This window comes from Bacillus sp. AF23 (assembly GCF_020861455.1).
GTDB classification, from domain to species: domain Bacteria; phylum Bacillota; class Bacilli; order Bacillales; family Bacillaceae; genus Bacillus; species Bacillus halotolerans.
The window spans coordinates 14,392-38,986 of sequence record NZ_JAJHVY010000024.1 but is presented as its reverse complement, the minus strand read 5'-3'; the positions used below and the strand labels follow the sequence as shown (position 1 = coordinate 38,986).

General features: G+C 34.7%; 29 protein-coding genes and 4 pseudogenes. 22 read left to right on the top strand and 11 right to left on the bottom strand.

Translation table 11 applies throughout. From position 1 onward, the window contains the following. Window positions 1–200: 200 nt before the first annotated feature. From LNN34_RS13715 to arsC, 3 genes are read left to right on the top strand one after another with little or no spacing between them, the layout of a single operon-like run. Window positions 201–548 carry an ArsR/SmtB family transcription factor gene (locus LNN34_RS13715; protein WP_202656557.1) on the top strand — a complete coding sequence of 116 codons (348 nt, stop codon included), beginning with the start codon at window positions 201–203 and terminating at the stop codon, window positions 546–548. 11 nt (window positions 549–559) lie between these two features. Next, the gene (locus LNN34_RS13710; RefSeq protein WP_229043653.1) at window positions 560–1,858 is read left to right on the top strand and encodes an arsenic transporter; all 1,299 of its coding nucleotides are present in this window, start codon (window positions 560–562) and stop codon (window positions 1,856–1,858) included. A 21-nt stretch (window positions 1,859–1,879) separates the two neighbouring features. Continuing rightward, on the top strand, window positions 1,880–2,299 hold the full coding sequence (gene arsC / locus LNN34_RS13705; protein WP_229043652.1) for an arsenate reductase (thioredoxin): 420 nt from the start codon (window positions 1,880–1,882) through the stop codon (window positions 2,297–2,299). Between the two features lie 205 nt (window positions 2,300–2,504). On the opposite strand, the gene LNN34_RS13700 is transcribed toward arsC, so the two are convergent. After that, window positions 2,505–3,062 carry a recombinase family protein gene (locus LNN34_RS13700; protein WP_229043651.1) on the bottom strand — a complete coding sequence of 186 codons (558 nt, stop codon included), beginning with the start codon at window positions 3,060–3,062 and terminating at the stop codon, window positions 2,505–2,507. Window positions 3,063–3,279: 217 nt separating this feature from the next. On the opposite strand from LNN34_RS13700, the gene LNN34_RS13695 reads away from it, so the two are divergent. The 8 genes and pseudogenes from LNN34_RS13695 to LNN34_RS13660 all read left to right on the top strand — a co-directional run bounded on the left by LNN34_RS13695 (window position 3,280) and on the right by LNN34_RS13660 (window position 9,770). Beyond that, window positions 3,280–4,746, top strand: coding sequence for a SulP family inorganic anion transporter (locus LNN34_RS13695; protein ID WP_229043650.1), 1,467 nt, complete (start codon window positions 3,280–3,282; stop codon window positions 4,744–4,746). Window positions 4,747–4,763: 17 nt separating this feature from the next. Continuing rightward, on the top strand, window positions 4,764–5,183 hold the full coding sequence (locus LNN34_RS13690) for a universal stress protein (protein WP_229043649.1): 420 nt from the start codon (window positions 4,764–4,766) through the stop codon (window positions 5,181–5,183). Between the two features lie 456 nt (window positions 5,184–5,639). After that, window positions 5,640–5,735: pseudogene (locus LNN34_RS13685) on the top strand (lipoprotein); the annotation flags it as partial. Between the two features lie 295 nt (window positions 5,736–6,030). Continuing rightward, window positions 6,031–6,978: a cation diffusion facilitator family transporter gene (locus LNN34_RS13680; RefSeq protein WP_229043648.1), complete on the top strand. Its 948-nt coding sequence runs from the start codon at window positions 6,031–6,033 to the stop codon at window positions 6,976–6,978. A gap of 130 nt (window positions 6,979–7,108) precedes the next feature. Beyond that, window positions 7,109–8,146: a flavin-containing monooxygenase gene (locus tag LNN34_RS13675; RefSeq protein ID WP_229043647.1), complete on the top strand. Its 1,038-nt coding sequence runs from the start codon at window positions 7,109–7,111 to the stop codon at window positions 8,144–8,146. Window positions 8,147–8,436: 290 nt separating this feature from the next. Further along, window positions 8,437–8,926, top strand: a pseudogene (locus LNN34_RS13670) (tetratricopeptide repeat protein); the annotation flags it as partial. 16 nt (window positions 8,927–8,942) lie between these two features. Continuing rightward, window positions 8,943–9,062, top strand: a complete 120-nt coding sequence (locus LNN34_RS13665) for a phosphatase (protein WP_069487534.1) — start codon at window positions 8,943–8,945, stop codon at window positions 9,060–9,062. Window positions 9,063–9,245: 183 nt separating this feature from the next. Next, window positions 9,246–9,770, top strand: a complete 525-nt coding sequence (locus LNN34_RS13660; RefSeq protein WP_044161700.1) for an NAD(P)H-dependent oxidoreductase — start codon at window positions 9,246–9,248, stop codon at window positions 9,768–9,770. A gap of 560 nt (window positions 9,771–10,330) precedes the next feature. Here the strand turns inward: LNN34_RS13660 and LNN34_RS13655 are convergent. From LNN34_RS13655 to LNN34_RS13645, 3 genes are read right to left on the bottom strand one after another with little or no spacing between them, the layout of a single operon-like run. Further along, entirely contained in the window at window positions 10,331–10,756 is a 426-nt protein-coding gene (locus LNN34_RS13655; protein WP_229043646.1) for an EVE domain-containing protein, read from the bottom strand. Window positions 10,757–10,760: 4 nt separating this feature from the next. Further along, a complete protein-coding gene (locus LNN34_RS13650; protein ID WP_044161693.1) occupies window positions 10,761–11,153 on the bottom strand; it encodes a rhodanese-like domain-containing protein in 393 nt (130 codons plus the stop codon). 20 nt (window positions 11,154–11,173) lie between these two features. Then, complete coding sequence (locus LNN34_RS13645) at window positions 11,174–11,593, bottom strand: MarR family winged helix-turn-helix transcriptional regulator (protein WP_044161692.1); 420 nt, start codon at window positions 11,591–11,593, stop codon at window positions 11,174–11,176. Window positions 11,594–11,916: 323 nt separating this feature from the next. Here LNN34_RS13645 and LNN34_RS13640 point away from each other — a divergent pair, with 323 nt between their 5' ends. Continuing rightward, window positions 11,917–12,393: an HXXEE domain-containing protein gene (locus LNN34_RS13640; RefSeq protein WP_229043645.1), complete on the top strand. Its 477-nt coding sequence runs from the start codon at window positions 11,917–11,919 to the stop codon at window positions 12,391–12,393. A 413-nt stretch (window positions 12,394–12,806) separates the two neighbouring features. Next, window positions 12,807–12,896, top strand: a complete 90-nt coding sequence (locus tag LNN34_RS13635) for a phosphatase (protein ID WP_082687808.1) — start codon at window positions 12,807–12,809, stop codon at window positions 12,894–12,896. A 218-nt stretch (window positions 12,897–13,114) separates the two neighbouring features. Here the strand turns inward: LNN34_RS13635 and LNN34_RS13630 are convergent, their stop codons facing one another. Together LNN34_RS13630 and LNN34_RS13625 are read right to left on the bottom strand one after the other, a co-directional pair. Continuing rightward, a complete protein-coding gene (locus LNN34_RS13630) occupies window positions 13,115–13,429 on the bottom strand; it encodes a YfzA family protein (protein ID WP_229043644.1) in 315 nt (104 codons plus the stop codon). 390 nt (window positions 13,430–13,819) lie between these two features. Further along, window positions 13,820–14,041, bottom strand: a pseudogene (locus LNN34_RS13625) (SMI1/KNR4 family protein); the annotation flags it as partial. 188 nt (window positions 14,042–14,229) lie between these two features. On the opposite strand from LNN34_RS13625, the gene LNN34_RS13620 reads away from it, so the two are divergent. After that, entirely contained in the window at window positions 14,230–14,463 is a 234-nt protein-coding gene (locus LNN34_RS13620; protein ID WP_003240464.1) for a helix-turn-helix transcriptional regulator, read from the top strand. After that, the gene (locus LNN34_RS13615; protein WP_229043643.1) at window positions 14,460–14,813 is read left to right on the top strand and encodes a DUF2178 domain-containing protein; all 354 of its coding nucleotides are present in this window, start codon (window positions 14,460–14,462) and stop codon (window positions 14,811–14,813) included. Before LNN34_RS13620 ends, LNN34_RS13615 begins: the two co-directional genes overlap by 4 nt. A 475-nt stretch (window positions 14,814–15,288) precedes the next feature. Here LNN34_RS13615 and LNN34_RS13610 read toward each other — a convergent pair whose 3' ends face one another. Beyond that, the gene (locus LNN34_RS13610) at window positions 15,289–16,317 is read right to left on the bottom strand and encodes a fatty acid desaturase (RefSeq protein WP_229043642.1); all 1,029 of its coding nucleotides are present in this window, start codon (window positions 16,315–16,317) and stop codon (window positions 15,289–15,291) included. Between the two features lie 183 nt (window positions 16,318–16,500). On the opposite strand from LNN34_RS13610, the gene LNN34_RS22105 reads away from it, so the two are divergent. From LNN34_RS22105 to cspC (LNN34_RS13600), 3 genes are all read left to right on the top strand, one after another. Continuing rightward, window positions 16,501–16,662 carry a molecular chaperone TorD family protein gene (locus LNN34_RS22105; protein ID WP_416378572.1) on the top strand — a complete coding sequence of 54 codons (162 nt, stop codon included), beginning with the start codon at window positions 16,501–16,503 and terminating at the stop codon, window positions 16,660–16,662. Between the two features lie 580 nt (window positions 16,663–17,242). Then, window positions 17,243–17,446, top strand: a complete 204-nt coding sequence (gene cspC, locus LNN34_RS13605) for a cold shock protein CspC (protein WP_010333136.1) — start codon at window positions 17,243–17,245, stop codon at window positions 17,444–17,446. Between the two features lie 755 nt (window positions 17,447–18,201). Further along, complete coding sequence (gene cspC / locus LNN34_RS13600) at window positions 18,202–18,405, top strand: cold shock protein CspC (protein WP_010333137.1); 204 nt, start codon at window positions 18,202–18,204, stop codon at window positions 18,403–18,405. Between the two features lie 926 nt (window positions 18,406–19,331). Here the strand turns inward: cspC (LNN34_RS13600) and LNN34_RS13595 are convergent. From LNN34_RS13595 to LNN34_RS13585, 3 genes are all read right to left on the bottom strand, one after another. Next, window positions 19,332–19,793, bottom strand: coding sequence for a CarD family transcriptional regulator (locus tag LNN34_RS13595; RefSeq protein WP_229043641.1), 462 nt, complete (start codon window positions 19,791–19,793; stop codon window positions 19,332–19,334). 228 nt (window positions 19,794–20,021) lie between these two features. Then, window positions 20,022–20,363, bottom strand: coding sequence for an MmcQ/YjbR family DNA-binding protein (locus LNN34_RS13590; protein WP_229043640.1), 342 nt, complete (start codon window positions 20,361–20,363; stop codon window positions 20,022–20,024). Window positions 20,364–20,492: 129 nt separating this feature from the next. Then, complete coding sequence (locus LNN34_RS13585; RefSeq protein WP_044161679.1) at window positions 20,493–20,876, bottom strand: VOC family protein; 384 nt, start codon at window positions 20,874–20,876, stop codon at window positions 20,493–20,495. Between the two features lie 88 nt (window positions 20,877–20,964). On the opposite strand from LNN34_RS13585, the pseudogene LNN34_RS13580 reads away from it, so the two are divergent. From LNN34_RS13580 to LNN34_RS13565, 4 genes and pseudogenes are all read left to right on the top strand, one after another. Then, a pseudogene (locus LNN34_RS13580) lies at window positions 20,965–21,180 on the top strand (tetratricopeptide repeat protein); the annotation flags it as partial. Window positions 21,181–21,380: 200 nt separating this feature from the next. Next, window positions 21,381–21,758: a hypothetical protein gene (locus LNN34_RS13575; protein ID WP_229043639.1), complete on the top strand. Its 378-nt coding sequence runs from the start codon at window positions 21,381–21,383 to the stop codon at window positions 21,756–21,758. Window positions 21,759–22,026: 268 nt separating this feature from the next. Next, complete coding sequence (locus LNN34_RS13570; protein ID WP_229043638.1) at window positions 22,027–22,500, top strand: hypothetical protein; 474 nt, start codon at window positions 22,027–22,029, stop codon at window positions 22,498–22,500. A 517-nt stretch (window positions 22,501–23,017) separates the two neighbouring features. Next, window positions 23,018–23,611 (top strand): YdeI/OmpD-associated family protein, encoded by a 594-nt coding sequence (locus tag LNN34_RS13565; RefSeq protein ID WP_229043637.1) that lies wholly within the window; start codon window positions 23,018–23,020, stop codon window positions 23,609–23,611. Between the two features lie 198 nt (window positions 23,612–23,809). Here LNN34_RS13565 and LNN34_RS13560 read toward each other — a convergent pair whose 3' ends face one another. Beyond that, window positions 23,810–24,511 (bottom strand): hypothetical protein, encoded by a 702-nt coding sequence (locus LNN34_RS13560; RefSeq protein WP_229043636.1) that lies wholly within the window; start codon window positions 24,509–24,511, stop codon window positions 23,810–23,812. Window positions 24,512–24,595 lie beyond the last annotated feature (84 nt).

The window sequence follows — 24,595 nt, the reverse complement described above, 5'->3', positions numbered from 1 at the left end:
CTCTAGAGGTATTTGTAGCATTTTGAAGTCCTCCTCTGGTTGATTAATCAAATAAATTTGATGTAATTATCATAAGTGAAATAGGAAATGAAATCAAGTTATAAATCAATTTTCTTTGATGTTTAAATTTCTACTTATTTATATAAGCGTTGACTTATATTCTTGGCTTATTATACAATGTGCGCAAGGGGGGAGGAGGAATGACTACTCAATCTAATCTTGAAGCTGTTAATGTGGTACATTGCTTAAAAATTTTAAGTGATCAAACGAGGCTCATAATAATGAAACTTCTTCAAAATAAGGAATACTGTGTTTGTCAGTTAGTTGATATGTTTCAAATGAGTCAACCTGCTATTAGCCAGCATCTCAGTAAATTAAAAAAAGCAGGACTTGTACAGGAATCTAAAAAAGGTCAATGGCGGTTTTATTCTATAAACCAATCTTGTCCGGAGTACGATTTGGTACTGTCTATTCTTAATAAGATTGATTGTCACGATACATTGTTACAGTCAATTAAACAAAAAGAAACTCAGGTTTCTTGTCGTTAGGAGGTTCTAAGTTGTTATCGACAATCTTAGCTGGACTTATTTTTGTGCTGACTCTTGTATTTGTTATTTGGCAGCCGAAAAATTTATCTATTGGCTGGTCAGCTTGCGGAGGCGCTGTATTAGCCTTAATTGCAGGGGTTGTTAATTTTCAAGATGTTGTAGATGTGACGGGAATTGTTTGGAATGCAACATTAGCGTTTATTGCAATTATCATTATTTCTCTAATTCTCGATAATATAGGTTTCTTTGAATGGGCAGCCTTACATATGGCTAAAGCAGCCAAAGGTAATGGTGTGCTGATGTTTGTTTATGTGACGATACTGGGGGCAATTGTTGCAGCATTTTTTGCGAATGATGGTGCTGCTCTTATCTTAACTCCAATTGTTTTGGCTATGGTTCGAGCCTTAAATTTTCAAGAAAAATTGGTTTTTCCATTTATTATTGCAAGTGGGTTTATAGCAGATACTACATCCTTACCACTAGTTGTCAGTAACCTTGTCAATATTGTATCAGCAGATTTCTTTCACATTGGATTCATTGAATATGTATCAAGAATGATTATTCCAAACCTGTTCTCGCTTATTACGAGTATCATTGTTCTTTACCTTTTCTTTAGAAAAAGCATTCCAAAACATTATGATCTTGCTGAAGTTAAAAAGCCTGTGGAAGCTATAAAAGATCAGAAAATGTTTCGTATTTCTTGGGTTGTTTTAGGAATTTTGTTAGTTGGCTACTTTATAAGTGAATTGTTTTCAATACCTGTTTCCGTTATAGCTGGTATCATTGCTATCTTATTTCTCGCAATGGCACAAAAGAGTTCAGCCGTTCAGACGAAGCAAGTTCTTAAAGGCGCACCATGGGCAATTGTATTTTTCTCTATAGGTATGTATGTTGTCGTATATGGATTACGAAATGCAGGTTTAACAGATGTTCTATCTGATATTATCCAAGCTGTATCTAACCAAGGATTGTTCGCGGGTACTATTGGGATGGGCTTTATTGCAGCTATACTGTCTTCCATTATGAATAATATGCCGACCGTTATGATCGATGCATTAGCGATTGCCGGCACAGATGCACATGGGATAATGAAAGAAGCATTAATATATGCAAATGTGATTGGCTCTGATTTAGGACCTAAAATAACACCAATTGGTTCACTGGCTACACTTTTATGGTTACATGTTCTATCTCAAAAAGGCGTAAAAATTTCTTGGGGAACATACTTTAAAACAGGAATTATCTTAACAATCCCAACATTATTTATTACACTTGTTGGTCTTTATATTTGGCTTTTGATTATTCATTAAACTTTTAAGGAGAAGATGAAAATGTCAAAGAAAACAATTTACTTTTTATGTACTGGGAACTCATGTCGCAGTCAAATGGCTGAAGGATGGGGTAAAAAATACCTTGGAGATGAGTGGAATGTATACAGTGCCGGAATTGAAGCACATGGTTTAAATCCGAATGCAGTTAAAGCCATGAAAGAAGTTGGTATAGATATCTCTAATCAAACATCAGATATTATCGACCCTGATATTCTGAACAATGCTGATTTAGTTGTTACACTTTGTGGTGATGCGGCTGATAATTGTCCGATGACGCCTGCTCATGTAAAGCGTGAGCATTGGGGGTTTGATGATCCGGCTAAAGCACAAGGTACAGAGGAAGAAAAATGGGCATTTTTCCAAAGAGTTCGTGATGAAATAGGTGATAGGTTGAAGGAATTTGCTGAAACAGGTAAATAGAATTGAATCTTTTCTTTACAAAGGATGCATTTTTTAAATGCGTCCTTTTATAATTATAGCTTTACAAACGTACACTAAATTCTTGCCCTGAATCACATCATTGTAATTAAATGTACATGCTCTTTTATTCTTTTAGAGAATAAAAAAGAGCAGACAATTAAGGCATTCTGCTCCAAGTGTTTAATTTCCAAAGAAAAAATAAAATTTAATCAAAATCATTCCAATTATCTAAGTAGCGGTATAACGTTGTTTTACTGATACCCGTCTCTTTGGTAATTTGCTGAATGGTATACTTTTTGCTTTGATACATCTCCATAGCACGGCGGACATTATGATCAGGTATTCTCGGACGTCCTGTATTTTTCCCCTTTAATTTAGCCTCTTGAATTCCAACCTTTGTGTTTTCGCTAATTATGTCAAATTGAAATTCGCTGACTCTTTCTAAAAAATCGAAGAAAATGGAACCGTTTTTTTTTGAGGTATCCACTTTATCTAAAATTGAAATAAAGTTGATTTGTTTTGTTTTGAAGAATTGAATGATATCAATTAGGTTTTTTGTAGAATCCGCAATACTGTACAACTTATAAATAATTACGGTATCGCCGACATTTAAACTTTTACATAGTGACTCAATTTCTGGCCTTATCTTTGCTGAATTTGTTTGTTCAATATAGATTTTTTCACAGTTGAATTCTTTAAGTGCGGCTAGCTGTTTTGTTACATCCTGATCTTGGCTAAATGGACGTGCATATCCAAAAATCAAATCATCAACCCCTGATGAATTTTGTATATTTTATTATAACAAAATAAGATGGATAACGCAGAGTGCGCTGGTAGTACCAAAAAAGATCTATTTTGGTACAAAAAATTGTAGACATTTGAATTCTTGTTTGTTACATTTTAAATAGTTACAAACGGCCCTGACTTCTATGAGAGTTAGAAGTCAACAAAAATAATCATAAAGAGGTGTACTGTATTTTATGTTAAAAAAATTAAATATGGAGTGGTTCTCAAATATAAAGGGGGACTTATTAGCTGGTATTGTCGTTGCTTTAGCATTAATACCTGAAGCGATTGGTTTTTCCATAATTGCAGGAGTTGACCCTATGGTAGGGTTGTATGCTTCATTTTGTATTGCTGTAGTGATTTCTTTTACAGGCGGCAGACCTGCGATGATTTCTGCAGCTACAGGGGCTATGGCGTTGTTAATGGGAACATTGGTGAAGGATCACGGATTACAGTATCTGTTTGCTGCTACGATCCTGACGGGTATCATCCAAATCATATTTGGGGTTCTGAAAGTGGCGCGATTAATGAAATTTGTACCTCGATCGGTCATGGTAGGTTTTGTTAATGCACTGGCCATTTTAATTTTCATGGCACAAGTTCCTCATTTTGTTGGTATATCCGGTATGACATATGTGTTTGTCGGCATAACCTTAGTCATTATTTATTTATTCCCGTTTATTACAAAAGCTGTTCCAAGTCCTTTAATAGCGATTGTATTTCTCACGGTCGTTTCTATTTGGGGTCATTTTAATGTTCAAACAGTTGGAGATTTAGGAACAATCAAACAAGCTTTGCCGAGCTTTTTGATTCCCGATGTTCCATTAAACTTTGAGACGCTGTCAATTATCTTCCCGACTTCTATTGCTCTTGCTGTCGTTGGTCTGCTTGAGTCGCTGTTGACATCTTCAATTGTAGATGACATGACAGACACAGATAGTAATAAAAATAGAGAGAGTCGAGGACAAGGCATTGCCAATATCGTTGCAGGATTTTTCGGCGGTATGGCTGGATGTGCGATGATCGGTCAATCTGTTATTAACGTAAAATCCGGAGGGAGAGGCAGACTGTCAACCTTTACGGCTGGTGTGTTCCTCATGTTTTTAATACTCGTTTTAGGTGAATGGGTTGTTCAAGTGCCTATGCCTGCTTTGGTTGGCGTTATGATTATGGTTTCAATCGGAACATTCGATTGGTCTTCGCTACGAACACTTAGAAAAGTTCCGCTCACTGATACAGTTGTCATGATTGTTACTGTGATTACAGTTGTAGCTACAGATAATTTATCCATTGGTGTAATTGTAGGAGTCATATTAAGTGCCATATTCTTTGCTTCTAAAATCTCAAGAGTAAGGGTCGATATCGCCTCTGTTTCAGATAAAGAAGTTGTTTATGATATTAAGGGTCAAGTGTTCTTTGCTTCTGTTCAAGATTTTGTGAATTCATTTTCATATGAAGATGTAAAAGAGCGTATCGTAATGAACTTTTCTGAGGCACATATTTGGGATGATTCAGGTGTCGCCGCCGTGGATAAAGTTGTCTTGAAATTCAAAGAACATCACGCAGATGTTAAATTGGTTGGCTTAAACGAGTCAAGTCACAATTTGATTGAAAAGCTTGCTACTTACAAAAATCCGAACGCACAGCCGTCAGGTCACTAAGGGGAAGGTGAAGGGGTATGTATAAAAATATCTTGTTGGCAGCTGATGGATCAGAACATTCTATTCGATCAGCAGAACATGCAATCCGTATAGCAAAACTGGTACCTGATTCAAGAGTGGAAATTATTTATGTTAAGGACTTTTCAAAAGCAAAAAGTGAAGTGCTCCATACTTCAAGTACTGAAGAATTGGAAATGGAAAGACGAAAGAAGTTAGACCCGATTATAAAAAAAATTGATCAAGCTGGTGTACAACATGATTTAATCATGAAACATGGTGAACCAGGACCCACAATTGTCTCTTATGCAAATGAAAATCAATTTGATATGCTCATAGTAGGAAGCAGAGGATTGAATTCATTACAGGAGATGGTGTTGGGCAGTGTAAGTCATAAAGTTGCTAAACGTGTGAACTGTCCTGTGCTGATTGTAAAGTAATTGTTGAACAAGTCGATTAAGAATAAATCGGCTTGTTTTTTGTGGTGTAGCCATATGAACTGGACACCAATGAAGTCTATTAATTAACACTGTCTGTTTATGAAAAGCACTACTTCATTTTTACAAGGAAGAAATTAAAATTCTAAATCAATAATATAAAAAAGGATAGTGCGGACGTTTATTGTTTGTGCTCACCATTTTTTAACCATAATTCATATAAACGTATGGAAATGATGGCAAATGAATATAAGGAATGTAATGAAAATAAGCTTTCATAATCAATGATATAGATTTACTATGTTGAGGGCCTAGTGGGTGAATAACCCGTGGAGGTTCAAGTCCTCTCGGCCGCATCAATGATACCAAGGGTTGTAGACCTTTGGTATTTTTTTGTGCTTATTTTTAAATTGTCTACTGCCCACGAACTGCCCGCTTACCTAAAGTAATCTAGAAGGTATGTCAAGAACTGGCGAAAATGATCGTCTTGGCTTATCAAAGAAAACACCAGGCTATGAAGAAACGAAAGGTGAAGAAACTAAGTTAGAGGAGTAAACCATGTGTTTACTCCTCTTTTTTTCTGTTTATAAGAGGGACGTCGTGATCCGTATCAAGCTGCAAAAGTATATTTACGAATAGCATCAATTGATTTTATTTGCACATATATAAAAATGAGATTATGTTGAGATTTCGCAAAAAATATTTTGACTTTTCAGTGTAGAACAGATACATTTATATATGAACACATACTCATATATAAATGTTCTTTGTATCATCAGAATGCTCAATAACGGATTTGAAATAATAAATACATATGTACGAAGAAACTTTAGTTGAGGAGGAGATTTTTATGGGCCACAATCATAGCCACAATCATACTGAAGGATCCAGTAAAAAGGTTTTATTGATCTCTTTTATAATCATTACTGGTTATATGATTGTAGAAGCTATAGGTGGATTTTTAACAAATAGTTTGGCACTTTTATCAGATGCAGGCCATATGCTAAGTGACTCAATCTCATTAATGGTTGCCCTGATTGCTTTTACATTAGCTGAAAAGAAGGCAAGTCATAATAAGACATTCGGCTATAAGCGATTTGAGATTCTTGCAGCTGTGATAAACGGTGTTGCATTAATTCTTATTTCTCTTTATATCATTTATGAAGCAATCGAACGTTTCTCTAATCCACCAGAAGTAGCAACAACTGGCATGCTTACGATTGGTATTATCGGGTTGGTTGTAAATATATTAGTCGCATGGATTATGTTGAGAGGCGGAGATACAGAGAATAATCTGAACATAAGGGGTGCTTATTTACATGTAATAAGCGATATGCTCGGCTCTGTAGGTGCCATTCTAGCTGCCATACTTATCATCTTCTTTGGGTGGGGCTGGGCAGACCCATTGGCTAGTGTCATTGTGGCTATTCTTGTTCTAAGAAGCGGTTACAATGTGTCTAAAGATTCCATTCACGTATTAATGGAAGGAACTCCAGAAAATATCGATGTCACTGACATCATTCATACAATTGAAGAGACAGAAGGAATTCAAAGCATTCATGATCTACACATATGGTCTATCACAAGTGGATTAAACGCTCTTTCTTGTCACGCTGTTGTTGACGATCAACTGACGATTTCAGAAAGTGAAAATATTTTACGTAAAATTGAACATGAGCTTGAGCATAAAGGCATTACGCACGTAACCATTCAAATGGAAACCGAAGCACATAATCATGATAATGCGATCATTTGTCAGGCCACAATTGAGCAGCCGCATGACCACCATCACCATTAAAATTTTTCATCTGATTTACAATGAGGAGATAAACTAACGTTAGTCAGATTTATCTCTACTAATTATTAAGAGGCATTCTAGCTAGCGTTAGCCTATCTCTCGTATAAGTAAAATTGGTGGGGGGATTAATATGTACGACACTATAGTAATCGGAGCTGGTCAAGCAGGAATTTCAATAGGATATTATCTAAAGCAGTCCGATCAAAAGTTTATCATTTTGGATAAAAGTAATGAGGTGGGGGAAAGCTGGAAAGATCGGTATGACTCATTAGTTTTATTTACATCTCGAATGTATAGCTCATTGCCTGGAATGCATCTTGAAGGAGAAAAACATAGCTTTCCTTCAAAAAATGAAATTGTTGCTTATCTAAAGAAATATGTTGATAGATTTGAAATTCCAATCCAATTACGGACAGAAGTAATAAGTGTCCTGAAATTAAAGAATCATTTCTTAATAAAAACAAATGGAGAAGAATATCAAACAAAGAATCTTGTTATTGCTTCAGGTCCTTTTCATATCCCTAATATTCCATCAATATCAAAGGGTTTATCCGGTAATATTAATCAATTACACTCATCACAATATAAGAATTCAAAACAATTGGTACATGGAAATGTACTAGTAGTGGGTGGGGGGAATAGTGGTGCTCAAATAGCTGTTGAATTATCCAAAGAAAGAGTTACATATTTAGCTTGTAGTAATAAACCAGTTTATTTCCCTTTATTGATTGGAAAAAGAAGCATCTTTTGGTGGTTTGATAAATTAGGAGTTTTACATGCAAGTCATACATCAATATTAGGAAAATTCATTCAAAAGAAAGGTGATCCAATCTTTGGGTATGAATTAAAGCATGCAATAAAACAGAGGGAGATCATCTTAAAAACAAGAGTCATAGCCGGAAAGCAAAATGAAGTCATTTTTAAAGATTCATCTTCATTAGAAGTAAACAATATTATTTGGGCTACTGGTTTTCGTAATCCCCTTCATTGGATAAATATAAAAGGTGTTTTGGATAAAGAAGGTCGAATCATACATTATAGAGGTGTTTCACCTGTAGAGGGATTGTACTTTATAGGTTTGCCTTGGCAGTATAGGCGAGGTTCAGCATTGCTTCAAGGCGTAGGAAATGATGCTGAATACATTGTAAAACAAATTAACGGAGAATAAACTAAGTAGAGAGCAGTAACTCACATGTTTACTGCTCTATTTTTTGTGTGAATAAGTTTGGTTAGGTTAATGTGTCAAGTCGCAAAAGTATTGGTATAACCGAAAAAAATACGCAAAGGAGTAGAAATAATGTACCTTTTTGCAATACATCTTTGTAAAATAAAGGGTGTTCTGACACAACGCAATTAATATAAGTATTTGCACAATTTATGTAAGGATGGGGTAATTTCCTTAGATAAAGATAAATTTCCATACGACATAGTCACAAAAAAGTTAAGTGATTGGTATACATCGAGATTGCCAAGGAAAGTAACATAGATCATTTAATTGCAATGTCACACATGAATATTGGAATTTGTTATGATGAATTGAAAGAATATAAAAAGGCTTCACGACATTTAATCCTAGCGTTAGAAATTTTCGGAAAAATCAAAACACAGTTTCCTAACAAAGACTTTATTCACTCTAGCCTATGTTGGAACAAAACAACAAAATTATGATGTTGTTTTGACATCATTTGGGAAAGGGCGATTTATTGCCGATAAAAGTGATGATAAGGAATACTCAGCGAAATTCAAAATATTAGAGGGGTTATTTTTTTCTGATGGTGAGACTTAATTAATAAAGAATGCATTTTCGTATCTGGCTTCGAGAAGAAAAATGTTTGCTGATGTTGAAAATTTTTCGATTGAAGTCGCTGCTTATTTTCATGAACAAGGAAATTTAATGCTCTCTAATGAATATTATCGTATGAGTATTGAAGCAAGACGAAAAATTTAAAACGGGGATATTATTAATGAAAATCAGCCGGATTCTATTGGCAGCAGTCATGTTAAGTAGTGTGTTTTCAATAACTTATTTGCAAAGTAATCCTAGTAAAGAAGTCAAAGTGGCTGCAGATAGGGTAGGCGCATGAGGGTATTAAAAAGGCTTAATCTTTTTAAAAGGTTAAGCTTTAATGTAATCGGTGCCCAATCAGTGCCGTGAATTCATGAAAAATGTTAAAATAAGTGTAAATAAGTTGCTATTTAAAATTAGAATCAATTCATGATCGTAAAAGCAATAATACCTAATCGGCGAAGAAAGGATAATCAGTCAAATGAAAACATTAGTTATCGTTATACACCCTAATTTGGAAACGTCTGTTGTCAACAAAACCTGGATGAATCGTTTAAAGCAAGAGAATGACATTACGGTTCATGACCTGTACGGTGAATACCCTAATTTTATCATTGATGTAGAAAAAGAGCAGCAGCTCCTGTTAGATCATGAGCGTATCGTTTTTCAGTTCCCAATGTATTGGTACAGCAGTCCTGCGTTACTCAAACAATGGGAAGATGATGTGTTAACACATGGCTGGGCTTTTGGAACTGGAGGAACGAAATTGCATGGAAAAGAACTACTCTTAGCTATCTCCTTAGGCGCACAGGAATCTGATTATCAAGCAGGCGGAGAATATAATATCACGATCAGCGAGCTTATCAGACCGTTTCAAGTCACTGCTAACTATATAGGAATGCGTTTTCTTCCTGCGTTTACACAATATGGGACACTTCACCTTTCAAAAGAAGATGTTAAGAACAGTGCGGAGAAATTGGTTGACTATCTTAAAGCTGAGCATTGATCCGGTATTCGCGAGGGAAGCTGAAACAATAATGTGTTGTGAAAATAAGGGTTTGTGATAGATTTTAATCAAACTTTATTTCAAAGTTACATCGAATACTGAATTCAGGGGGGCATAGAGCGAGGGCTTAAAATTAATTAAAGCAGGGCAGTGAGTACATATTTCTTGACGGAAATGTAGAGTTCCTTGGTCTCTAATAGGTGCCCAATTTTTGCCCGGAATTCATGGAAAATGATGAAAATAAGTATAAATAAAATATATAGATGCTTTGAATAAAAGCTTTTGTAACTCATGATATGTTTTTATTAGGTTGAGGGACTCGATTTAGATGAAGATACCAAAACGTATTGGTATCTTTTTTTGTTGTTGGATTTATTAAACCTCCTTTAAGAGTTCATGACATGGCACCAATTGCATGTTAGGAATTCAATCTATAGAGATTGAATCTTTTCTTCATGTGATAAATAGTTAATTTTAAAACTTGTTGAATCGGGATGCAAAGAGTGACAAGTCAAAGATATATAAGAAAGTTTTAAGGAGATTAGAATTTTCTAATCTCCTTAAGCATCGACCATTTTTTTTGCAATTAGCTTAAAATCTTTTTCACTTATCTCAAAATGTCCAAATCGAAAAGAATACCCCCAACGCTGTTCGTCTTTAATGAAAGAAAGCTTTGGGATTAATGGGCGAATCGGTGTTTCTGTGCAATGAATAAAACTTATTTTTCTCCGGAAAGGTTTGAAGTCATTTCCCATTTCAAACTGAAAAATATGATTATCTACCACTTTGCCTAAAGCAGTAAATTTTTGATGTGGTGTGCTTTCCTTAAAATTCATCTTGGGGGAGTAATAAATAATCCAATCACCAGTATTCATCTTTTTTAAAGGTGCCTCTTTGCCATGACAAAGTTGAGCAAAACCACCTTGAACAGCTCTCATTACATGATCTCGAGAAGCAACCCCAATCCAGTATCTTTTATCTTGCACTAAGTCAACACCCACAATTATCAGGTATGTTATTGCCTTGATCTGAGTTTGTGACAGGAAAGTTCATTTCTTTCCATGCTGCAATACCACCGGTCAATTCTTTGACTTTATATCCATGTTCTAATAAAAACTTAGCAACTTTGGCAGCTGTATTGCACCAGACATCCCAACAGTAAACAATAATTTCTTTATCCTGTGGTATTTCATTTAAACGAGATTGCAGTTCTTGTTCAGGAATAACATTAGCATCCTTAATTGTGACGCTCCTTACATGAGTTGGACCGTTTCTGACATCGATTAAGAAGTATTTCTCGGGACTCATTTGCTTCGCTTTTACATAATCCATAGGGCTTATCGTTGCTTCGAGACGTGCATTAAAATAATCGAGAGCATGCATATTATGTAACCTCCTGCTTTTTATAGTGACTTCCAAATTTTAATAAGAAAATCTTTAAATAATTGTCTTTCTTGTTGATTTAAAGGAGCTAATACTTCTAATTCCGTCTTCATTAAAAACTCCCAACGCGAATCCAATACATCGTTACCCTTTTCCGTAATTTTAAGGCTATAGGATCTTCTGTCATTAGGGTTTTTTGTTCTCTCAACAAATCCTAAAGTTTCGAGATGGTCGATATGACCTACCATAGTAGTCCGATCTATTTGCAGGTTTTCAGAAATATCTTTTTGTGATGAGTAAGGGTTTCCTTCGATAAACAATAGAACTCCGTATTGTCTAGCATTAATCTCATATGGGATAAGCCCTTCAGCAAATTTGCTTTCCAATCGTTGAAGAACTTTTCCGAGTAAAAAACCATAAGATTGATTCCATCTATCCAATTAAGTTTGCACCTCCTATTAATCAGTATAACATATAATCAGTTTAGCTGATTATTTTTTAGGACAAGGTTTAAGTTCAATTTTATAAAAGTGTATGTGCCTAACAGGAATGGTTTATTCAGTAGTAGTATTTATACATTTGGCTATTTTAATATACATGCCACCAACAACACGTTATTGCACATATAAAAAAGAAGCAACTGCTTAGGCAGGTTTCTGCTGTCTTTTAACACCATATAGTTCACCCTCATATGTAATATAATGTTGTTAAAACATATTGGGTGATTCCTTTAAGAGACGTGGCACCGAGGAGGAAATGATAGATGGTTTATTTCGCAGTATTTTTTTGTTTTGCTATTACACTGCATAATATTGAGGAAGCTATTTGGTTACCTGAGTGGTCACAACAACCTTCAAAGTTTCAAAAGCCAGTAACCTCAAATGAATTTCATTTTGCTGTCATTGTTATAACTATGTTGGCTTATTTATCTGCATTTGGTTTTTTATATATGCCAGAATCAGATATTGCAAAATGGATTTTCATTGGCTTTCTAGGTTCTATGGTTATCAACGCTATTTTTCCACATCTTATTGCAACTGTTTTAATGAAAAAGTATGCACCTGGACTTCTTACGGGCTTATTGCTTAACATTCCAGTAAACTCATTAGTTATTTATCAAATGTTTTTAAAGAATTTGATTGTATGGAAGGAGTTAATAATATCTACGTTGGTTGTAGGAATTATTTTATTAGCACTTATTCCATTATTATTTAAAGTTGGTGATAAAGTATCTTCTTAATGAGTTTGATTTGATTAGAATTGAGGAAGAAGGTGAAACTTTTATTCATAAGGAAGAAATTAGAATTCTTAATCAATATAGATGAAAAAATGCAAGGTCATTCATTGTTTTGGCTCACCATTTTTTAAACCATAATTGATGTAAACGTATAGAAAAGATGGCAAATAAATATAAAGAGTCTAATGAAAACAAGCTTTCATAACCAATGTTATGGATTTACTATGTTGAGGGTCTAGCTTAGAAAACCATACCAAAACATCTCGGTATGGTTTTTTTATATTATAATTATTCAATCCCCAAAACAACTTTATTTGGAATGGGAAGATTAATCTTCCCAACCCTTATCTTCGTCAAAATCCTCTTTACCTTTTTTAAGTTGCTGAAGAAGAAATTCAAGAAAACTATTTGCAGCAGTGGTTTTAAGTAGTGTATTTTCAATAACTTATTTGCAAAGTGATCATAGTACAGAAGTCAAAGTGGCTGCAGATAGGGTAGGGGCATAGGTTACTAAAATAATTAGAAAAAGCTTACTCTTTTTGATTAAGCTTTTTTTAAATGGTTGTGGTTTAATGTTGGTTTACTTATAAAAAATAGAACCCCAAATATATGGAAGTTCCATTCTTATAACATTGAATTGTTCAACTAACGCACCCGTTACTTTAAGTACAACTCTTCTCAAACTTTATTCATTTTAATAAACCATATTTATTTTTAATCACGGTTATTTAGAGCTATTACTATAGTGTCTAGGCGAAATTACGTTTTTTAATGCACTTATTATTCCAGGCACAAGAAAGAAGACGCCAAAAAAGACAGTAAGTAAATTTAATTGTGGTGTTTCATAAAAAGTAAACCAGTCTATAAAAATTGACGATTCCGTAATTCTCCCAAATAGTGTTCCATCAATCTCTCTATAATTAGGTAACCATCCTGTTGTTTCAAATGTAATAAAAATGATCTGTGACAATAAAAATACACCAATTTGAGAAACCCAATATTTTTTCAAAAATGGAACACTTTTTTGCTTTTCAGCCAACTAATATTCCTCCCTGCATTAGATACCATTTTATATTGATATACGGAAAATTAAAGAATAAGTTTCATAATCTAATGTTGATGGATTCTAACACTTGAAACCAAGCTAGATAATTGTTCAGATATTGAAGGAAGTTGATGCGGAGAGATACCTGCATACACAGCAAGAATGGGAGCAATATTAAAGTTAGAATTATTTTTTTACGACAGGGCAATGAGTGACATATCTTTGATGAAATGTAGAGTTCCGTTGGTCTCTAATAGGTTCCTCATTTGTGCCCATAATTCATAAAAAATGATGAGGTGTAAATAAAATAAACAGATGCTTTGATTAAAAGCTTTTGTAACCCAAGATACGTTCTTACTAGGTTGAGGGTCAATCTAAGGTATATCCATATCCTTCATGGTTATCCCAAAGAATAACTGGATACTCTCCATCTACCATTCTGTTTGTATCAAGACAATAAGAAAATTCATTTATATACTCAATAACAACAAGACCTGGTATAAAATTGTAAAACGTTCTGTATTCTATTGTTTGCTCTACAAATTCAGCGCCTTCAGAGTCATAACCAAGAATCATTGTTCCGTATGCGCCACCAAAACCGTGTTCTTATAAAAACATAAATTACACCAGATCGAACCTAACGAAATCATGAATTTCATCAGGTTCTTTATGCGATCAGGTTCATATTAAATCAAAGTAATTTAGGTAAACGTAAAGGTATTTTATATTTTTATATAAGTTTACTTTACTTTTATATAATAGGAGTTTATAATTTGGCTCAAGAGGTGATGGTCATGAAGAAAGATTTTGGTGATTCGATCTCAAATAAGGTTTATGAATATCGTGTACTTGCCAGATTGTCTCAGCAAGAATTAGCAAAGAAAGTCGGGGTTTCCAAACAAACCATCTTTGTAATGGAAAAAGGAAATTATGTTCCGACTCTGCTGTTAGCTTTTCGAATTGCCGAATTTTTTAATGTGGATGTAAACGAGATTTTTACTTATGAGAAAGGAAATGATCAAAAATGAAAATGGTTTCGATCTCAGATACGATCACTAACGCAACTTTTCACCCTTTAAAGTCCTGGGCTGAACATTCTCCGGGAAATTGGAATATTCTTATTGGCAGCGGGTTTGTATTGCTTGTTGTCGGATTGATTCTGACATTCGTATTTCTTAAAAAAATGGGTAAGGCTGACGAAAGAACAAACCAAATCGCTTTAAAAGGTAGCCTCTGTACGTTATATGCACTAATTTTTTGCGACTTGCTTTTCCCAAAAGAATATATGTGGCAAGTTTTCTTCTTATTTAAGTATTCTATTGCATTCCTCGCTTCAGCAATCTATCTAGCCGTTCGATATAAAAAAGATTTTTTGTAAATTCAATTACCGAGAAAGATAGTGTCTCTGTAGTTTTAATTGTTTTAGGAGAGCTAACGAATATGAAATCATTTTATAATGAGATTTGGAGATTGAGAAAGTAAGGGGTTTTTTGCTCACCAATTATTAACCACAATTCATATAAAACCGTTAGAAATGATGTGAAGTGGAGTTAGAAAGTGTAAGGAAAACAAGCGCTCATAATCAATGATATGGATTTACTATGTTGACGGCCTAGTGGGTGAATAACCAGTGGAGGTTCAATCCTCTCGGCCGCATCAATGATACCAAGGGTTTAACCATCTTTGGTATTATTTTTTTTCGGGAAATACAGCAATAAATGTACCGCATTGTGGAGTCTGCAAGTGTATCTGGCATTAAAAAAGTGCTGACCCCTGCACAAAACCTTTGCGCGAGTCTGCACTTTTATTCTGCAAGATACACTGCCCCTTATCATCGATTATGGGGAGTTTATTTAATCCGTTCTTAGCCGCGCTGATGCTTGGCTGTTAGAAGCTTTTTTTAAGTGGCTAAAACCAACAAATTTTTTGCCTTCTTCATCCCATAGGCGGAACTTTAACGACTTTAGACTTGTTGCCAGTGTGATGGTCGGAACGTTTTGCAATGGTTCAGTGCTGTTATGTACTTCTTCAAGCTTATAGTTTGGGACTCTCGGGCTTAAATGATGAACATGATGGAAACCGATATTGCCTGTTAGCCATTGCATGATTTTGGGAAGCTTATAAAACGAGCTTCCTTCCACTGCTGCTTTTACATATTCCCAATGCTTATCTTCTTCAAAATAAGAATCCTCAAACGTATGCTGAATATAAAACATCCAAATTCCGAGGGATCCCGATACCATAAAAATTGGCGCTTGAACCAGCAGGAAGTTTTTCCAGCCGATAGCCCAACATAAAAGTGCTGCCAAAACGACGATCCCCAGGTTTGTTACATATGTATTCATCCGCTCTTTGCGTTTTGCCCCTTTACGATTAAAACGATTGGTAATCCCGAAGACGTAAATCGGCCCAATAACAAACATAACAAACGGATTTCTGTACAAACGGTACATTATTTTTGTCTTAGCTGAGGCTTCCTTATATTCCTCAACAGTCAGTACCCAAATATCGCCTGTACCCCGTTTGTCCAGGTTGCTGCTAGTCGCATGATGGACAGAATGGTCGTGTGCCCAATGATCAAAAGGATGCAGAGTCAGAATTCCTGTTATTGTTCCAAGGATTCGATTCGCCTTTCTGCTCTTAAAAAAGGAATAGTGGCAGCAATCATGAAAGATGATGAAGGTTCTCACTAAAAAACCCGCCGCAACGACAGAAATCGCTAATGTAAGGAAATAAGAAATCGACAAGCTCTTATATGCCAAACACCATAACAGGAAAAATGGTACCAATGTGTTAATGATTTGACATATACTTTTTTGTAAATCGGACTTTTCGTAAGGGGTAACCAGTTTTCTCAAAGTCCTTAGGTTTTCTTTATTCATTTATTAAAATTTCCCCTTCCCTAATGTTCTTAAGCTCAGTATAGAAAACGTTTTCTGCTCTTTGAAGTCCCAGCTGTCATACACCATATATGATAAGTATCATGGTTTTGTTATAACTTTCCAGACGGCTAAGGATCCTTTTTAAATTGTGTTAAATGAATCGATTTTCCAATCCTCTGTAAAATGAATGGTAATGTGAAACTGATTTTCAGCTTAATTAAATCTTTATTAGCAGAGACAGCCTGGAAACAAAAGTCGTATAAAGATTATACCCATCTCTTTATCGGACCAAACTCTATCCCTGCTCCCCCATGGGAATCGGTTTATTTAGACCCTGAACCTTGATTGAGGAACAAACCTTACAGTGTAAATATGGATTGATTTTAAAATAAAGTAAGCTGGAAGACCTTGAATTTCCTAGTTGCTTAATTAAAAAGGCTTTGGAAAGTGGTAATGAAGAAAAGGAAGATGATTTGAGATCAAGTTTTATTTTTTTATGAGCATATTGGCAAATGGGATATACAATGAGTAACGTTTGCAAACATTTGCAGAAATAAAGCTTTACCAGTGAACAGCCCTGTTTTTAGCACTTGAACAAGAATCAGCTGAGCTTTGTAAAGAAATCTTTAACAATCAATAACGAAGTACGATTAAGCAAAAAAAAGGGTTGAAGACACTCGCGATTTATTTTCACGGTGTTTTCAAACCATAGCTATTGAAGGCCTCTTATTCTGTATGTTTAACAAATAATGGCGCGAATAAAACAATAACATTAATTTGCATTTATTTCCGTTTCATGTTATGATAAAGAAGAATTATTTTTGTTCGTGTAAAAGATAGTATGAATATTGACTTTTCGTCTTGATGATACTTTGGGCAGGGATAGTAATTAAAATGTGTGGTAACGCACTAGGAGGCAACAAAAATGGAACAAGGTACAGTTAAATGGTTTAATGCAGAAAAAGGTTTTGGATTTATCGAACGTGAAAATGGAGACGACGTATTCGTACACTTCTCTGCAATCCAAGGTGACGGATTCAAATCGTTAGACGAAGGTCAAAAAGTAACGTTTGACGTTGAGCAAGGTGCTCGTGGAGCTCAAGCTGCTAACGTTCAAAAAGCTGCTTAATCTTAAATGTTTATAGAAACAGGCTCTTAATAAAGGGCCTGTTTTTTTACGTTCTCTGTATAATACTCGAACTCAATAAAAAACCCTACTCAACGTTCGAGTAGGGAGATGTTACAAGGTAATAGAAAAAGATTTAACGCTTCAAAGGTTTGTTTATAGTATAACATACTGGATTGACAATATGCGGGAATGTATATAAATTATTTATTTTTCTTTTCGAATACAATCACATACTATTATTTCTTTTTGCCAATATATAAGAATCGGTTTATTTCGACCGTGAACATTATTGAGAAACAAAACATTACAAGTAAGAAAATACTGCCGTAAATAGGATTATTGTTAGTGTCAAAATGATTAAAAGGCTTTGGAAAGTGGTAATGAAGAAAAGGAAGATGATTTGTGGTCAAGTACTCTTGGCAAACGAGGCTAAACAATGAGTGACAGTTTGAAGACGTCTGTAGAGGCAAAGCTTTACTAGTGAACAGCCCTGCTTTTAAAAAAATATCTTGCACTTGAACAAGCAACAGCTGAGCTTTTTTAAGAAATTTTGTTAACAATCAATAATGAAGTACACACTCGTGATTCATTTAAAACGATATTATAATTGCAATTATTTCCGTTACGTGCTATGATAAAGAAAGATTATTTTTGTTCGTGTAAAGGATAGTATGAAGATTGACTTTTCGTCTTGATGATACTTTGGGCAGGGATAGTAATTAAAATGTGTGGTAACGCACTAGGAGGCAACAAAAATGGAACAAGGTACAGTTAAATGGTTTAATGCAGAAAAAGGTTTTGGATTTATCGAACGTGAAAATGGAGACGACGTATTCGTACACTTCTCTGCAATCCAAGGTGATGGATTCAAATCATTAGACGAAGGTCAAAAAGTAACGTTTGACGTTGAGCAAGGTGCTCGTGGAGCTCAAGCTGCTAACGTTCAAAAAGCTTCTTAATCTAAACTCGTTATAAAAACAGGCTCTTAGTATAGGGGCCTGTTTTTTTGCGTTCTCTGTATAATACTCAAACTCAATAAAAAACCCTACTCAACGTTCGAGTAGGGAGATGGTACAGGTAATAGAAAAAGATTTAACGCTTCAAAGGTTTCTTTACAAGTAGAACATATCGGATTGACAATATGCGGTAATGTATATAAGTTATTTATTTCTTTTCAAACACACCTACAGCTTATTAGGAAGCAAACTTTTACGAAATGTTAAAAATAATAGCCAACTCTACATGTGTCGTGTATCAACCGCCAAAAGCGCCACACTAAACGGGAGTCATCCATGATAATTCCGACACTCTCCTTCTTTTTCATTCATCACATCAGATGAAGTTTATGTATATTCTCTTTTTACAATGGTGAACAAAAAGGACCATCCCTTTTGTAAAGAATCATCCTTTTCTTCATTCATTTAATAATTTTTATGTGTTGTTGATTAATTATCATAACAGCTGGTTCATCTGCAAGAATTCCACCAACTTCAAATTTTCATAAGACTGATCCTTATTAGAAGTAGGCTTCTTTAACTATTGACTGGCGCAGTGGATATAAGAAATTCTTAACGATAGAGGGGAGATTGATTGATTTTTCTTGACTTAGATATACCTAAAACAATGAAAGCCCTACCTCTCTTTCATCCTTACGGCTCCTTGTCCGTGCCAGTGTGAATCAGGTACTAAAATCAAGTGACTATTTGATAAACTTCAAATGTCCGTTGAAGAAATTTAAATAATAAAAATGGATTAGATTGTAGGAATAACAAAAGAGGTTAATGTACTAAAAATAAGGTGAAAAAGTTGAATGTCTTTGAAATGATGTACCTTTAATCATGGTATTGATGAAAAATTCAGAATGTTTTGGAATGTAATATTAACCTTAACAGAAGCTTTTTATTTGATTTTCAGTGATTCCTTTAATTACTTCCAGTTCACTGATCAAAAATTCATATGCATGATCCAACATTTTTTTTTCGCTTGAATTAAGTGCTTTTTCTTTCTTCATACGCATTAAATCACGTACAACTTCAGCACCTTCTTGTATTTCACCCGTTTTTATTTTGTTCGTGTTTACTTGATACCTTTGTTTCCACGGCAGTAACCTATCTGATTCTCCATGCTGAAAAATGTGTATAATGCGTTTTAATGCAAGTATATCAGTAACTGGTCGTATACTTGAACTCAATATTTTACGTGTTGGAATCATAACTGTCATATTACTGATTGACATTTTTATGACATAATACTGTTGTTTTTCATCTAAAAATTCTTTTTCTTCTATGGCTTCAATTATACCTGCTCCGTGCATTGGATAAACAATGTTATCGCCAATTTGAAACATATTATCCACCTCCATGTATGGTAACCTTCTTAAGCTTACCATACATGGAGGTGGATAATCAAAATATTTAATAATAACATGATAATATTTTTATTGTCAATAACTTTTTTAATAAAACAGATCAAGCAAAAACAATACGGAACGTGTATGATTTCCAATAAAGGAAAGGTCAATTGGTCCGTGTATATCCTGAAAACTCGACTAATTACCATAGATCAGTTTTTCATTTTAGCTATGAGACTTCTTCGGCTTTGTCAATTCGAAACTATGTTGCACCATATCACCTAGAGTTTCTTTCGAGAGGGCACCATCTAAAATAATGGTATTCCAGTGATCTTTATTCATATGATAACCGGGTTTCACTTCTTCCTTATAGATGCTGCGCAGAAAATTGGCGCGCTCAGGTTCGCATTTAAGATTGATGCATAGATGACCATCTAGATTAAAGATAAGCGCAAACAACTTTTTATTACCTTTGTGACGCATCACAGTCCATCCTTCACCAAAAGGATAGTCTTTATAGGTGTCTGGATAAGACAGGCAGTAATCAATTATTTCATTCAGAGTCATAATAAGCCACCACCATTATAATTTATGATATAGATAAATGAGTCAATGATTCATAGATCATTATATATCAAAGTAAAATCTGTTTTACTCGTTTTGACTATTAGGTGTTAATATAAGAACGTCATGAAGCTACTTTTGTATAATCTGAATGAGGTTGCCGCATGTATCGTCGAAGACAGCTATTGTGACTTCTCCCATTTTTGTCGGCTCCATAGTGAACTTCACGCCTTTTTCCATTAATTGTGTGTACTGTTTTTGAATATCTGTAACGCCAAACATTGTGGCTGGGAAGCCCTCGGCGAATATCTTCTTTTGATACTCCTTAGCGGCAGGATGTTCATTTGGTTCGAGTAAAAGTTCGGTTCCATCTTGATCATCTTGAGAAACAAGTGTTATCCACCTGAATTTCCCCATAGGAACGTCTTCCTTTTTTACAAACCCCAGTTTTTCTGTATAAAACTCCAGTGCCTTGTCTTGGTCTTGTACGAATATACTGGTAACAATGATTTTCATACTGTTTTTGCCTCCTTTGATATTTATGACGAATGATACTGGCTGCAAGCAAATAACCCACACATTTGTCAGAAGTCCTGTTCCGGCTTTTTTCAAAGTGTCTTATGTATATTATATGAAACAAACGTATTTCTCCATGAATGATGCAAATCGTGCACTCAACATTTTTGGAGTGTAAGAAACTGTCCAAATTATGCGTTGTCAATTTATTGTAGCAGGAAACTTGATCGATTCTTTAGAATATGAAAGAGCCAAGGAACAATTTTTGAATTCTTTGGAAGCTGCAAAGAAAAACGTAAAGCATTGCAATGTTACATATGAATATCATGTGGTTATTTACCAATATGTAAATTTATGTCTTAATAGTAAGTGGTGATAAATATTATTGATAGCTGCATTTTGACTGCTTATTTTTTCATTGAATAATATAAAATGGTTATGAAATGGAAAAAGGCGGGATACCCGTTTATAAGTACATTTATAATAAAAAAAGGAGTCATAACGATGTTAAAAAGGTTTTTTCTGGTTTTACTTACACTGATGATGTCTATAGTTGTTATACTAGTGGCTGCTAAAGATTCCCCTGGAGATAATGTCATTTCATTTGATGAGCCTATGATCTTAATGATAACCATTGGGATAGTTGTATTTTTATTCATCCCTCCATTAGCCATGTCCTTTTTTGGCAACATGGCTGTAAGAATAATATCTGGAGTATATCAATGTTTTATCGTTTTAACTTTTCTGGGGATGATTCCAATTGGATTTCTTATTCCCAATGGCTTTTTGACAATTCTTGTTTCTGTTTTAGGAACTTTAGTCAGCATAATTAGTGTTGTAGTAACCCTATTCATTGATAGGAATAAAGAGGTTAAATCTTAATATAATAGTTGCCTTTATTGAAAAGCTTTATCCCTAATGTCGAGGAAAGGGGCCTTCCATTGATCAGTGACACCAACATGATCGTGATAAAAGCTTCTTTATAATCTTTTGCTCGATTTTAAGCTTCATTTAAACAAAGATTCTGCTTCAAATCACTTCATTGTCCAATCTTTTTAATGAGTTTATATCCTAATCTTACTATTAATTATTCATATTAGAATATAATAAGTTTACATCCTATTTATTACTTATAAAGATTGGAGTTAAAATGAAAAAAAGTAGGTTTATTTTAGCAATTATTTTTTCTGTTGTACTGCTTGTTTTTTTAGCATGGTTTATTTATGCTGGCACCCACCAACCTCCTATATTGAAGGGGAATTCAAAAGATGGAAAATGGAGTGTTATCTATTCTCCTGAAAAAGACATAGATCTGGCAAGGCAAGACTTATGGGCGGTTCATATTACATGGAAAAGGGATTCTGAGTTTTCAGTAAAAGAGGTTGTGTTTAAAGAAAATGGTGTTGTTGAGGCATCAGGTGATGCAACAGATGAACCTAAGAATGCAAAAGAAATAGCAGTAGCGATAATGGCAGATCCACCAAATACGAATAATGATTATACAGTAGAAGTTACTTGGGAAGAGAATGGGAAAACACAAAAAGACATTATACAAGTAAATAAAGAAATCAAACGGTCTTTTGTTATTCCTAATGTAATAAAAAGAATTTTAAGTTTAGGATAAAGCTAAAATACTCTCCTAGGAATAGAAAAATATTATTAAATCAAGTATAAGCGTTTGCTTTTATCTTGTTTCATCTTAATTTTTCACCTTAACTGAGGGTTGTTCCTAAGTAAACATCAATGATACCAAGGTGACTGCCTTGGTATTTTTTTGTGCTTACCTAACCTGTAAGTCATTTAAACGGTCAGAAGTTTCTCTTTGTTTGTTGGGGAAACATAAACATCTATTGTCGTTGTTATAATAGCTTGTCCGAGTCTTTTTTTATTGTTGCATAAACTTCGTCTTAAGCTTAATCTATGAATACATATAAAGACGGAACCTATATAATTGCTGATAGGAGAATAAAACAAATACCGTGATGTCAAAAATACCAATTAAGGGGAAGGGGATGAAGGAAAATCAAGAGCGTGATATCTAAATGGGGGAAGAGCCTAAAAAATTGTTAGAGGAAAGTACGGTCAAGCCGGTGAAGCTAACGTGATGAAAAAACAAACTGTTTGGAAAAGAGGGGGTCCTGATGACAAATAGCAGAACGATTCCTAAGGTTGATGAATTTTTAAGTAAAGCTGAAAAGTGGAAGGAAGAATATGAGCGGTTGAGAAATATCGTTCTTGACTGTGAGCTGACTGAAGATTTTAAGTGGATGCATCCTTGTTATACGTTTCATAAAAAAAACGTCGTTTTAATACATGGATTTAAAGAATATTGTGCGCTTCTGTTTCACAAAGGCGCCTTGTTACAGGATCCTCAGGGGATTCTTATCCAACAAACGGAGAATGTACAGGCGGCGCGCCAGATTCGGTTCACCAATGTTCAGGAAATAGCTGAAATGGAACCCATCTTGAAAGCCTATATTGATGAAGCCATTGAAGTTGAAAAAGCCGGTTTGGAAATGAATGTTAAAAAGAATACGGAATACATCATTCCAGAGGAACTTCAACATAAATTCGATGAAATCCCTGCCTTGAAAACTGCTTTTGAAGCATTGACCCCGGGACGGCAAAGAGCATACATTCTTTATTTTTCTCAAGCCAAACAATCCAAAACTCGAGAGTCAAGGGTTGAAAAATATATGAAGAAAATTCTCGATGGGAAGGGATTAAAGGATTAGTATATTCGCCAGGAAGGCATTTTGCTAAGTGAGTTTTCTATGAAACTGTCATGAAAGAAGCATTGAAGGATGAAGGCAACCATGATACCAACCATGGTATTTCTAGTGTCAGAATAAAATGCAGAGGGGCGGTTCAATGTATAAAAGAACCGTCCCTTATTTTGTTTGGCATTTTCGTTAGAATAAAACGATTACTGATTAATGAATAGTCATTATGTCAATGAGGCGCTTGATTTTTTCACTGTCTCCTGTATCAACGTACACTGTTTTTGCATTTTTTATTATATCCTCAGTCACTTCCCGCATTACGCCTTTACTTAAATTATCTGAGGAATCCCAGCGTAAAGGAACATTGTATACTTTAATCGTGCCATCGCCATTACCGCTATAAGTTACAGATCCATCCACTAAACGAGAGCCTGCTAACTGGATAACATTTTCCGGATAGCCAGCACTGGTGTCATCATTCGGATTGATTGGTTCGCCAGCCGAAATATGTCGAACATTCAGTTCATCTATCTCTTGATTTGCTCCAAGCTGCAACCAAACTCTGGCATATTCGATTTTCTCAGAAGAATATTCCGCTAATACATTGTCTTTTTCGCTGTTCGCCTCGTTTTTTAATCCTTCTGAAGAGGTTTCTTTTGATTCATCCGTTGAGGATTCTGTTGAGGCATTTTCATTTGAATTCTTTGTTCCGGATTTTTCTGATCCTGTTGTTGCCTCTGATTCATCCTTAGTTATTTGGTTGCTATCTTCAGTCTCATTATTATTTTCTTCAGTTTGTAATGCAGAATCATTATTTGATTTTTCTTCCTTACCGCCCATACATCCAACGAGCAATAAGACGAGCAGCATCATGACAACATTAGAATAAAAAATATTTCTCAGTTTCTTCATTATTTCATCCCTCACCATCAACAGCCTTACATGCTTTTCTTAGCTTAATCAGTTGATTTTTTTCAGTTTTCAGCTTCAGTAAAC